Source organism: Streptomyces acidicola (assembly GCF_009377235.1).
GTDB classification, from domain to species: domain Bacteria; phylum Actinomycetota; class Actinomycetes; order Streptomycetales; family Streptomycetaceae; genus Streptomyces; species Streptomyces acidicola.
The window spans coordinates 1-11551 of the sequence record NZ_VMNX01000117.1 but is presented as its reverse complement, the minus strand read 5'-3'; the positions used below and the strand labels follow the sequence as shown (position 1 = coordinate 11551).

Below are 11551 nucleotides of genomic sequence, written 5' to 3'. Positions count from 1 at the left end.
CGCCCTCGGGGGTGGTGGTCACCGGTCGACGCCTCCCATCACGGGGTCGATGGACGCGACGGCGACGATGACGTCGGCGACCTGGCCGCCCTCGCACATCGCCGCCATGGCCTGCAGGTTGGTGAAGGACGGGTCCCTGAAGTGGACCCGGTAGGGGCGGGTGCCTCCGTCGGACACGACGTGCACCCCGAGCTCGCCCTTGGGCGACTCGACCGCCGTGTACGCCTGTCCCGGCGGGACGCGGAAGCCCTCGGTCACCAGCTTGAAGTGGTGGATCAGGGCCTCCATGGAGCTGCCCATGATCTTCTTGATGTGGTCCAGGGAGTTGCCCAGTCCGTCCGGTCCCAGGGCGAGCTGGGCGGGCCACGCGATCTTCTTGTCGTCGACCATGACCGGGCCGGGCTCCAGCCGGTCCAGGCACTGCTCGACGATCCTGAGCGACTGGCGCATCTCCTCCAGGCGGATCAGGAAGCGCCCGTAGGAGTCGCAGCTGTCGGCGGTCGGGACGTCGAAGTCGTACGTCTCGTAGCCGCAGTACGGCTGCGTCTTGCGCAGGTCGTGCGGCAGGCCCGCCGAGCGGAGGATCGGGCCGGTGGCGCCGAGGGCCATGCAGCCGGCCAGGTCGAGGTAGCCGACGTCCTGCATACGGGCCTTGAAGATGGGGTTCCCGGTGGCGAGCTTGTCGTACTCGGGAAGGTTCTTCTTCATCTTCTTCACGAACTCGCGGATCTGGTCCACCGCGCCCGGCGGCAGGTCCTGGGCGAGTCCTCCGGGCCGGATGTACGCGTGGTTCATCCGCAGGCCGGTGATCAGCTCGTAGATGTCGAGGATGAGTTCACGGTCCCGGAACCCGTAGATCATGATCGTGGTGGCGCCCAGCTCCATGCCGCCGGTGGCGATGCACACCAGGTGGGAGGAGAGCCGGTTCAGTTCCATCAGGAGCACGCGGATGATCGTGGCGCGGTCCGGGACCTGGTCCTCGATGCCGAGGAGCTTCTCGACGGCGAGGCAGTACGCCGTCTCGTTGAAGAACGGCGTGAGGTAGTCCATGCGGGTCACGAAGGTCGTGCCCTGGGTCCAGGTCCGGTACTCGAGGTTCTTCTCGATACCGGTGTGGAGGTAGCCGATGCCGCAGCGGGCCTCGGTGACGGTCTCGCCCTCGATCTCCAGGATGAGCCGGAGCACGCCGTGGGTGGACGGGTGCTGGGGGCCCATGTTGACGATCAGGCGCTCGTCGTCGGCCTTGGCCGCGGTCTCGACGACCTCGTCCCAGTCGCCGCCGGTGACCGTGTAGACGGTGCCTTCGGTGGTCTCGCGCGCCGAAGCGGCAGATGCGTGCGAGGTGCTCATGAGTACGACCTCCGCTGGTCCGGAGCCGGGATCTGGGCGCCCTTGTACTCGACGGGGATGCCGCCGAGGGGGTAGTCCTTGCGCTGCGGGAAGCCCTGCCAGTCGTCCGGCATCATGATCCGCGTCAGCGCCGGGTGACCGTCGAAGACGATGCCGAAGAAGTCGTACGTCTCGCGCTCGTGCCAGTCGTTCGTCGGGTAGACGGAGACGAGCGACGGGATGTGCGGGTCGGCGTCGGGGGCGGAGACCTCCACGCGGATCAGCCGGTTGTGGGTGATCGAGCGCAGGTGGTAGACGGCGTGCAGCTCGCGGCCCTTGTCGCCCGGGTAGTGGACGCCGCTGACGCCGGTGCACAGCTCGAAGCGGAGCGCCGGGTCGTCGCGGAGGGTCTGGGCGACGCGGAGCAGGTACTCGCGTTCGACGTGGAACGTGAGCTCGTCGCGGTCGACGACGGTCTTGTCGACGACGTTCTCGGGGACGAGTCCCTGTTCCTCCAGGGCGCCCTCGAGTTCGTCGGCGACCTCGTCGAACCAGCCGCCGTAGGGGCGGGTGGCCGGACCGGGCAGCCGAATGGAGCGGACCAGGCCGCCGTAGCCGGAGGTGTCGCCGCCGTTGTTGGCGCCGAACATGCCGCGCTGGACGCGGATCTCCTCGCCGCCCTCGCCGCGCTGGCCGGGGAGGTTGGAGGCTCCGAGGTCCTTCTCGGGGTTGACCCCGTTCGTGCCCTTGCCGTTCGCGTCGCTCATCGCAGCAGCCCCTTCATCTCGATGGTGGGGAGCGCCTTGAGCGCGGCCTCCTCGGCCTCGCGGGCCGCCTCCTCGGCGTTCACACCGAGCTTGGAGGTCTGGATCTTCTGGTGGAGCTTGAGGATCGCGTCCATCAGCATCTCGGGCCGTGGCGGACAGCCCGGGAGATAGATGTCGACCGGGACGATGTGGTCGACGCCCTGGACGATGGCGTAGTTGTTGAACATGCCGCCCGAGGACGCGCAGACCCCCATGGAGATCACCCACTTGGGGTTCGGCATCTGGTCATAGACCTGCCGCAGCACCGGCGCCATCTTCTGGCTGACCCGTCCGGCGACGATCATGAGGTCCGCCTGGCGGGGTGAGCCGCGGAAGACCTCCATGCCGAATCGGGCCAGGTCGTAGCGTCCCGCGCCCGTGGTCATCATCTCGATGGCGCAACAGGCGAGGCCGAAGGTGGCGGGGAAGACAGACGCCTTGCGCACCCAGCCCGCGGCCTGCTCGACGGTGGTCAGCAGGAAGCCGCTCGGCAGCTTTTCTTCGAGTCCCATGATTGAAAGGCCCCTCAGTCCCATTCCAGGCCGCCGCGCCGCCATACGTACGCGTAGGCGACGAAGACGGTGAGCACGAAGAGCAGCATCTCCACGAGCCCGAAAACACCCAGGGCGTCGAAGGTGACGGCCCACGGGTAGAGGAAGACGATCTCGATGTCGAAGACGATGAAGAGCATCGCCGTCAGGTAGTACTTGATGGGGAAACGCCCGCCGCCGGCCGGCGTGGGGGTCGGCTCGATACCGCACTCGTAGGCCTCAAGCTTCGCCCGGTTGTAGCGCTTCGGACCGATCAGCGTGGCCATGACCACGGAGAAGATCGCAAAGCCTGCCCCGAGGGCTCCCAGTACGAGGATGGGCGCATACGCGTTCACCGCTCCTCGCTCCTCTCAGTCGGCACTGACTGCTGGCGGTTGCGTTGGACCCACCACCTGCCTCACCAGTCCCACGAGCCCCGCTCGTCCCGGCGAAGATCGCGAACATGTGAAGCAGGTCACAAGCCCAACTGCCCCGCATCCTATGCCCGCCGGTCTGTGATCTGCGACACGGGGGTAAGCAAGGACTTTGTGATCTTCACCACCTGACGAACGATCATGAAGTCGGATGAGCAGTGATCTTCACACCCGAAGCGTCAGAGCGATCACCAGAAGTGACATTTTCGATCGTAACCCCTGGTCACGCAGTGCGTCTCCATATCAAGAGGCTTCCGTTGCATGCAAATTGGCCCTGGACATCGGGGCTTGATAGAGGAGCGCATTCACATCCACGGGAGGGGCGGCGAACGAATGTGGACGCGTGCACGCATTCACGAGCTCCCGCGACCCGAATTCACCTGCGCGTGGCACGGCCGTCACGATCACCGCTCCGTGACCTGCATCACACTCACGAGGAGCGCCGAGAAACCGGGCTTGGCCACCCGCCGCAACCAGTGGTAGGCGGAGAGCAATTCGGACGTATCGACGAAAGACCGTGATCACAGGCTTGAGTGATGGTGTCCGCATTGCCCGTTACGGCGTCAATAAGGAGCGACCCACCCCCGGATTTGGGGGCAGATTGAACAACTGTGGCGGACCACACGTTCCTTGTAGGTATGGAGGAGCCCCTGGTACCGCTTGTACCCATGTCCCACACCGCTCACATACGCAGCCACCGGAAGCCCCGCAGCAACGCCTCGACGATGGCGATGCGTGCCGGGGTCGCCGGCGGCATTCTCGGCAGCGTGGCAGTGGCCGGTGCGTCCGCGTCGGCGTACGCCGCGGAGCCCGTGACCCAGACGATCGAACTGCCCACGCTCACGGCCGACGTGGCCTCCCAGGTCGCGCAGTCCGCGGACGCCATGCAGCAGACCGCCGCGAACTACGAGCTGCAGGCCGAGCGTGACGCTGCCACCGCCAAGGCCGCCGAGCAGGCCGCGGCGGACCTCAAGGAAGCGAAGGCGGAGGCCAAGAAGAAGGCCGAGGCCGAGCGGCGGGCAGCCGCCGAGCGCGCTGCCACGCGCGCCGCCGAGCGGGCCACCCTGACCTCGAAGGCGACCTCGGCCTCGACGTCGACCTCGGCGTCCGCCCCGGCCAGCGGCAGTGTCGCGACGGTCGTCAGCTTCCTCAAGGCGCAGCTGGGCGACGCCTACGTCCTGGGTGCCTCGGGCCCCAACGCGTGGGACTGCTCCTCGCTGATGCAGGCCGCCTACAAGCAGGTCGGCGTGGACCTCCCCCGGGTCTCGCAGGACCAGTCGACGGTCGGCACCGACGTCTCGCTGTCCAACCTTCAGGTCGGCGACATCCTGTACTGGGGTGCGAAGGGCTCGGCGTACCACGTGGGCACCTACATCGGGAACGGCCAGTACCTCGACGCGGCCAACCCCTCCAAGGGCGTCGTGATCCAGGACCTGTCCGGCTACCCGGCGACGGGTGCGGTGCGGGTTCTCTGACCCGCCCGCTGTCCCAGTACCTCGTACGGAGTGAGGGCTGCCGCCTCGGGGCGGTGGCCCTCGCGCTGTGCTGTGTGAGTCGTGCCGCGGGGAGGCACGCCGTGGGGAGTCATGCCGTGGGGAGTCATGCCGCGGGGTGTCATGCCGCGGCAACGCCCCTCAGCCCAGGTCGAACGTGTTCGGCAGGCCGAGCCGGTGGCGCAGTTCGTCGACGCGCTTGAGGGGTTCCATCTCCGGAGGCCGGTAGAGCTCCCAGATCTCACACCGCTCGGCGTCCGAACGGTCCGCGTCCAGCAGCGCGTTGACGGCCCGGCGCGCCGACTCGTTGGCGCCCTCCATGGTGGCCAGGTCGACATCGGTGCGGACGTAGTCGCCGGCGAGGAAGAAGTTCGGTACGGCCGTACGCGCCGTGGGCCGGTTGTAGAGCGTTCCCGTCGGGTGGATGAGGAGCTGCTCCCGGTTCTGCGGGTCGGGGCCGCCGAGGCCGGTCACCGCGGGGTCCATGAACCAGCCGAGGCGGTCGTCGTCGGTGAGCGTGGTCTTGCCGGAGTCGTTCAGGGCGTCCTTCAGCTGTGCCCAGCACTCGGCGACCACTTCTTCCTTCGTACACTCGCGGGCCGTCTTGCCGTACAGGATCCCCGGCTTGTCCCACTCCGAGATGATCACGGAGAGACAGTCGCGGGCGCGCCCGTCGCCGTAGTCCGCCGGAAAGTCCCGTACGTCCCAGAACTGGGCCTGCCCGATGCCGGTGACCGACCAGGGTGAGTCGAGGCAGTTGATGTGGCCGTGGACGACCGGGGTGGGGGTGCGCAGATAGAACATCACGCCGACCATCCAGTCCGCCTGAAGCGCGTCGCACCGGGCGAGCTGCGGGTCGGCGGCGCGCAGGGCCGGGCCCCAGGTGGTGCGGGCGTGCTCGACGGGCAGGGCGGAGACGTAGTGGTCGGCCGTGATGGTGCGTTCGGCGCCCCTGTCCCGGTCCAGGACACGTACGCCGGTGACGCGGCCGTCCGAGTACAGCACCTCCCGCACCTGGGTGCTCATGGCGAACTCGACGCCCAGGGAGCGCAGATGGCCGGCCCAGGGATCGATCCAGGCTTCGCTGGTGGGGGCGTTGAGGACACGGTCGATGTCGGCGTCGCCGTCCATGCCGCGGCCGAGCAGGCCCCACAGCAGCAGCGCCTCGATGATGACGCGGCCGACGGTACGCGTGGAGGCCACCTCGGCGCGGGTGGCGACGAGGTTGCGGGTCTGGCCGATGCCGAGGACGATCCGGTACTCCTCGCTCATCTGTCCCGCGCGGATGAACTCCCACCAGCTGGTCTTCTCCCACTCGTCCTCGCGGCGGGCGTCACAGCTGGTGAGGTGGACGAGGAGACGGTTCGCGAAGTACGCGGCCTCGTGGGCGGGCAGGCGGGTGCCCAGGTCGAGGACCGACAGGATCTGGTCGCGTATCCAGGACGGGGTGATGTCGCCGGGCGCGGGCGGGGTGGTGGCGCGGCGCAGCGGGAAGTGCAGGTCGGGACGGCCGCCGGCCCGGGGGAAGAGGGCCTCGGTGCCGCTGCGGAGGTTGCCGCGGACGCCGTCGGCGTTGCCGGGGAAGGGGATGCGGCGCATCGCGTCCGGCAGGTTCCGGTAGAAGCCGGGGAAGAAGCGGAAACCGTGCTCACCGGGAAGGGGCTTGCGGCCGCCCTCGCCGGTTCCCGGCACGTCCATCGACCGGGCCTTGCCGCCGAGGACGTCGTAGTACTCGTGGACGGTGACGGCGTAGCCGCGTTCGGCGAGTTCCTGGGCGGCGCTGAGGCCGGAGACCCCGCCGCCGAGGACGGCGACGTGTTTGCCGGCGGCGCGCCCGGCGGGAGCGGCGGCCGCCGGTCCGGCCTGCCACAAGGCGAGGGCACCTGTGGCAGTGCCGGCGGTGGCAGTGCCGACAGTGACCGTGCCGACGGTGGCCGCGGCTCCGGCGCCTGCGAGGAAGCGTCTACGGGTGGGAGCGGGGGGCTCCGGCGGTTGGTCCGTGCGCTCTGTTGTCATGCATACGGAAGGTAGGGAGACACCCGTTGGAACGGAAGGTCACCGCCGCGTCACCCACAGCATCCTCACACCGGCGGGACCAACCGACCCACGACGGCGATCGGGCGAGCACCCTCCGGCCATGTCCTCCCGCCGTGCGAGGGGCCCCGGTGAGTGGGTCGGAGCCCTCGCACGCCGTCACCGTGCTCAGGCCTTCGGGGCCACCTTGCTCAGGCCGTTGATGATGCGGTCCATCGCGTCGCCGCCCGTCGGGTCGGTGAGGTTGGCCAGGAGCTTCAGGGTGAACTTCATCAGCAGGGGGTGGGTGAGGCCGCGTTCGGTCGCCAGCTTCATGACCTTCGGGTTGCCGATGAGCTTCACGAAGGCGCGGCCGAGCGTGTAGTAGCCGCCGTAGGTGTCCTTCAGGATGCGCGGGTAGCTCCGCAGGGCGAGTTCGCGCTGGCCGGGGGTCGACCGGGCGTGGGCCTGGACGATGACGTCCGCGGCGATCTGGCCGGACTCCATGGCGTAGGCGATGCCCTCGCCGTTGAAGGGGTTGACGAGGCCGCCCGCGTCGCCGACCAGCAGCAGGCCCTTGGTGTAGTGGGGCTGGCGGTTGAAGGCCATGGGGAGGGCGGCGCCGCGGATCGGGCCGGTCATGTTGTCCGGGGTGTAGCCCCACTCCTCGGGCATCGACGCGCACCAGGCCTTGAGGACCTCGCGCCAGTCCAGTTCCTTGAAGGAGGACGAGGTGTTCAGGACGCCCAGGCCGACGTTCGACGTGCCGTCCCCCATGCCGAAGATCCAGCCGTAGCCGGGGAGCAGTCGGTCCTCTCCGGGACCGCGGCGGTCCCAGAGCTCCAGCCAGGACTCCAGGTAGTCGTCGTCGTGGCGCGGCGAGGTGAAGTACGTGCGGACCGCGACGCCCATGGGACGGTCCTCGCGGCGGTGCAGGCCCATCGCGAGGGACAGGCGGGTGGAGTTGCCGTCCGCCGCCACGACCAGCGGCGCGTGGAACGTGACGTCCCGCTTCTCCTTCGAACCCGACTCGGCGTCGCCGAGCTTGGCGTGTACGCCCTTGATGCGGCCCGTGCGGTCGTCGATGATCGGGGCGCCGACGTTGCAGCGCTCGTACAGTCGCGCGCCCGCCTTCTGGGCCTGCCGGGCCAGTTGCTCGTCGAAGTCGTCGCGCTTGCGGACCAGGCCGTAGTTCGGGTAGGCGGCGAGATCCGGCCAGTCGAGCTGGAGGCGGACGCCGCCACCGATGATGCGCAGCCCCTTGTTGCGGAGCCAGCCGGCCTCCTCGGAGATGTCGATGCCCATGGACACCAACTGCTTCGTCGCACGGGGCGTCAGACCGTCGCCGCACACCTTCTCGCGCGGGAAGGCGGTCTTCTCCAGCAGCAGGACGTCCAGTCCGGCCTTGGCGAGGTGGTACGCGGTGGTGGAACCGGCTGGTCCGGCCCCGACGACGATCACATCGGCGGTGTGTTCGGTAAGGGGCTGGGGCTCGGTCACGGCGGGTTCTCCCCGAGTCTCGAAATCAGCGTGCGCAGTCCGAGACCGCGACGACTCGGAACGAGACCGAGACCGAAACCGCGAAGACTCGAAAACAGCGTGCTGACGGGCACTGGACATGGGCAGTCTATTCAGCGGTACCGATCACCTGGCTGAAGGGCTGCCCCTGTGAACAGAGCTCTCCCCGACGTGCGGTTGCGTGTCCCCACCGACGAGGACGCCATCGCCTGGCACCGGGCCTTCGACAACCCCGAGGTCATGGAGTTCCACGGGGGCAGGTCCGCCGAGGTGTCCTTCTACGAGGAGTTCACCGCCCGCCAGCGCCGCCACGACGCCGAGCACGGCTTCTGCTTCTGGACCATGCTCGACGCGGACGACCAGGTCATCGGCTTCACGGGCGCCCAGCCGTGGCCGCACGAGAGCTTCGGCCCGGTGGGCGAGATCGAGATCGGCTGGCGGCTCGCTCGATCCCACTGGGGCAAGGGATACGTCACCGCGGCGGCCCGGGAGACCCTCGACCGCGTGCGCCGGGCGGGCGTCCCGACCGTCGTCGCCATGGTCCTCGCCGAGAACAAGCGCTCCATCGCCGTGACCCAGCGCCTGGGCATGGAGCTGGAAGAGCTCTTCACGACGCCCACCACAAAGGCGCTCGGACACCAATACCGACTCGACCTGTAACCCTATGTAGTCAATAGCTACAGATTTGGTTACGGATAGGCACCGAAAGCTTCCGACGGACACCCCCTCGCGGTTACGCTGCCAGTACCGCTGGGGGTGACATCTGTGCACATAACGCCCAAGACACCTGAAGTGCGCGTGCCGCGGTTCGTCGGTCTGATGGCCGTGGACGCGCGTGAGACGGCCCAGGCACGTGGTGTGCTGCTCGCCGCGCCCGACCGCCCCGAATTCCATCTCGCCGTCGTCGACTACGTCGTACGGCAGTATCCGCAGCCCGGGACGGAGGTGCCTCGCGGGGCCGTGGTCACCGTGTGGTTCGACTTCGGTGAGGGCGAGGGGGGCGGGGGCGTGCGTGAGCCCCGGCGGGGTGGGCCGCCTCCCGGTGGCCTGCAGCGGGAGTTGGACGCGCCCGGGGATCCGTTCCCGGTGCTGCGGTAGTGCTCAGGTTCCGTTGCTGCGGTAGCGCTCCGGTAGTGCCGCGCGGACGCGGTCACGCCTGCTTGAAGCCCCTGTGCAACGCCACGACCCCACCCGTCAGGTTCCGCCACGCCACCTTCCCCCAGCCCGCCTCACCCAGGCGCCCGGCCAGCGCCCGCTGGTCCGGCCACGCGCGGATGGACTCGGCGAGGTACACGTACGCGTCGGGGCTGGACGACACCGCCCGCGCCGCCGGAGGCAGCGCGCGCATCAGGTACTCGGTGTAGACGGTGCGGAACGGCGCCCACGTGGGGTGCGAGAACTCGCAGATCACCACCCGGCCGCCGGGCCTGGTCACCCGGTACATCTCGCGCAGCGCGGCATCCGTGTCCTGGACGTTCCGCAGCCCGAACGAGATTGTCACCGCGTCGAAGGTGTCGTCCTTGAAGGGGAGTTTCGTCGCGTCACCCGCCGTGAAGGGCAGCCAGGAGTTCCGCTGCTTGCCGACGCGGAGCATCCCGAGCGAGAAGTCGCACGGCACGACGTAGGCACCCGTCCGCGCGAACGGCAGCGACGAGGTGGCGGTGCCGGCGGCGAGGTCCAGGACCTTCTGCGCGGGCCGCGCGTCGACGGCCCTGGCGACCTCCTTGCGCCACAGCCGGGCCTGCCCGAGGGACAGCACGTCGTTGGTCAGGTCGTACCGTTCCGCCACGTCGTCGAACATCGAGGCGACTTCGTGCGGCTGCTTGTCCAGGGATGCGCGGGTCACAGGGCCCATTCTGGCAGCACGGGCCGGACGCACCCGCGCCCGGCCCACCCCGCGTGCCCCGGCGCACCCGCGTGCCCTGGCGCATTGCCCCGGGATACCAGGCAGGCTTTATGCGCCCAATTCCCCGTCTCCTTTGTGAGATGCCCATGAGAAACGCCTTTAACTGTGCCTTTCCTTGGAGAATCCCAGAACGTCTGCGCGCGGGCGGAGAGATGCTTATGACCCATAACTTCCGGTCACAAAGCCGGGTTTGCCCGCTTCCTCCCGACTTTCCCGTGAACCTCCTGCACTTCGATGATCTTCATGAGGCACAGCCCGTGTGATTCATTTCCCGCACGGAAACGCGCTTTGTTTCCGCGATGAGACAGACATCACGAACGAGATTCAGGGCGGGTCATATGCCGATGCGGAGTTTCCTGAAACCTGTTGCCGGAGTGTTCTGCCTGGTGGCGCTGGCGTGTGCGGGCTGCTCCTCGGGATCGGGATCGGGATCGGGATCGGAATCGAGTTCAGGTGACGGCGGCAACGGCGGCACGTCCACGGCACAGGCCCAGCCGCCGAAACCGACCAGTACCGGCCCCGCCGCCGGGGAGTCGACGACGGGGTACGCGCCCTATGTGAGCGCCACGACCGCGTCCGGCCTGGACTCGGCGGGGTCGGCGTCGGCGTACAACCTGGCGTTCGTGCTCGCGGACGGCAGTGACTGCACGCCGATGTGGGACGGGTCGAAGGCGATCGGCGACTCCGCGGTCAAGTCCCGCATCGCGGCGCTGACGGACTCGGGGGCGACCGTACGGGTGTCCTTCGGCGGGGCGGCGGGGACAGAGCTGGCCCAGTCCTGCGACAGCGCGTCGGAGTTGGCGGAGGCGTACGGGGAGGCGCTCGACGCGGCCGGGGCGAGTGAGGCCGACTTCGACATCGAGGGGGACGCGCTGAAGGACTCCGGCTCGGTGAACCTGCGCTCCAAGGCGATAGCCCTGCTCCAGAAGGACCGCCCGGACCTGTCCGTGTCCTTCACCCTGCCCGTCATGCCCTCCGGTCTCGGCGACGACGGCATGGCGCTGCTGGACTCGGCGAACGACAACTCCGTCCAGGTCTCCACGGTCAACATCATGACCATGAACTACGGCAGTTCGTACGACGGTGACATGGGCGACTACGCGGAGCAGTCCGCCGAGGCGACCCACGACCAACTCGCCGACATCTTCGGTCTCTCGGACTCCGCGGCGTGGCGGGGTATGGCGCTCACGTCGATGATCGGGCAGAACGATGTCGACGAGGAGACGTTCACGGTCGATGACGGGGCGCAGGTGCGGGAGTTCGCCGAGGAGAAGGGCATCGGCTGGGTGTCCATGTGGGCGGCCTTCCGTGATCGACAGTGCGGGAGCGATGACTCTTCGTCAGGTGCCGCGCGCAACGACTGCAGCGGTGTCGAGCAGGAGGAGGGGGCGTTCGCGGAGGTGCTCTCGGGCTGAGGCCCTTGTCTCGCCCCCGCCGCCCCTACCCAGTCCCGTCCCTTACCTGGGGGCTGCCGCTCCCAGACCCCCGCTCATCGGGCTGTACGTCCTCGTCCTCAAACGTC

At 68.6% G+C, this 11551-nt stretch carries 11 protein-coding genes; 4 read left to right on the top strand and 7 right to left on the bottom strand.

Going from position 1 to position 11551, the window contains the following annotated elements; genetic code table 11:
• Nucleotides 1-18: 18 nt before the first annotated feature.
• The 4 genes from FPZ41_RS26870 to FPZ41_RS26855 are packed head-to-tail and all read right to left on the bottom strand — an operon-like array spanning nucleotide 19 to nucleotide 3021.
• Nucleotides 19-1350 carry an NADH-quinone oxidoreductase subunit D gene (locus FPZ41_RS26870; protein ID WP_152866248.1) on the bottom strand — a complete coding sequence of 444 codons (1332 nt, stop codon included), beginning with the start codon at nucleotides 1348-1350 and terminating at the stop codon, nucleotides 19-21.
• On the bottom strand, nucleotides 1347-2096 hold the full coding sequence (locus tag FPZ41_RS26865) for an NADH-quinone oxidoreductase subunit C (RefSeq protein WP_152866247.1): 750 nt from the start codon (nucleotides 2094-2096) through the stop codon (nucleotides 1347-1349). The genes FPZ41_RS26870 and FPZ41_RS26865 overlap by 4 nt, the downstream gene beginning before the upstream one ends.
• Nucleotides 2093-2647 (bottom strand): NuoB/complex I 20 kDa subunit family protein, encoded by a 555-nt coding sequence (locus FPZ41_RS26860; protein WP_003998928.1) that lies wholly within the window; start codon nucleotides 2645-2647, stop codon nucleotides 2093-2095. Before FPZ41_RS26860 ends, FPZ41_RS26865 begins: the two co-directional genes overlap by 4 nt.
• Nucleotides 2648-2661: 14 nt before the next feature.
• Complete coding sequence (locus tag FPZ41_RS26855; protein WP_007383963.1) at nucleotides 2662-3021, bottom strand: NADH-quinone oxidoreductase subunit A; 360 nt, start codon at nucleotides 3019-3021, stop codon at nucleotides 2662-2664.
• A gap of 716 nt (nucleotides 3022-3737) precedes the next feature.
• Here FPZ41_RS26855 and FPZ41_RS26850 point away from each other — a divergent pair.
• Entirely contained in the window at nucleotides 3738-4574 is an 837-nt protein-coding gene (locus FPZ41_RS26850; RefSeq protein ID WP_152866246.1) for a C40 family peptidase, read from the top strand.
• 159 nt (nucleotides 4575-4733) lie between these two features.
• Here the strand turns inward: FPZ41_RS26850 and FPZ41_RS26845 are convergent, their stop codons facing one another.
• A complete protein-coding gene (locus FPZ41_RS26845; protein ID WP_152866245.1) occupies nucleotides 4734-6608 on the bottom strand; it encodes a hydroxysqualene dehydroxylase in 1875 nt (624 codons plus the stop codon).
• Nucleotides 6609-6794: 186 nt separating this feature from the next.
• Nucleotides 6795-8105, bottom strand: a complete 1311-nt coding sequence (locus tag FPZ41_RS26840) for a geranylgeranyl reductase family protein (RefSeq protein WP_131565014.1) — start codon at nucleotides 8103-8105, stop codon at nucleotides 6795-6797.
• Between the two features lie 168 nt (nucleotides 8106-8273).
• On the opposite strand from FPZ41_RS26840, the gene FPZ41_RS26835 reads away from it, so the two are divergent.
• Both FPZ41_RS26835 and FPZ41_RS26830 read left to right on the top strand, forming a co-directional pair.
• Nucleotides 8274-8783, top strand: a complete 510-nt coding sequence (locus FPZ41_RS26835; protein ID WP_322620774.1) for a GNAT family N-acetyltransferase — start codon at nucleotides 8274-8276, stop codon at nucleotides 8781-8783.
• A 105-nt stretch (nucleotides 8784-8888) separates the two neighbouring features.
• A complete protein-coding gene (locus FPZ41_RS26830) occupies nucleotides 8889-9221 on the top strand; it encodes a PASTA domain-containing protein (protein WP_322620773.1) in 333 nt (110 codons plus the stop codon).
• 52 nt (nucleotides 9222-9273) lie between these two features.
• On the opposite strand, the gene FPZ41_RS26825 is transcribed toward FPZ41_RS26830, so the two are convergent.
• Nucleotides 9274-9969, bottom strand: coding sequence for a demethylmenaquinone methyltransferase (locus FPZ41_RS26825; protein ID WP_322620772.1), 696 nt, complete (start codon nucleotides 9967-9969; stop codon nucleotides 9274-9276).
• Between the two features lie 404 nt (nucleotides 9970-10373).
• On the opposite strand from FPZ41_RS26825, the gene FPZ41_RS26820 reads away from it, so the two are divergent.
• Nucleotides 10374-11444, top strand: a complete 1071-nt coding sequence (locus tag FPZ41_RS26820) for a chitinase (protein WP_152866242.1) — start codon at nucleotides 10374-10376, stop codon at nucleotides 11442-11444.
• Nucleotides 11445-11551 lie beyond the last annotated feature (107 nt).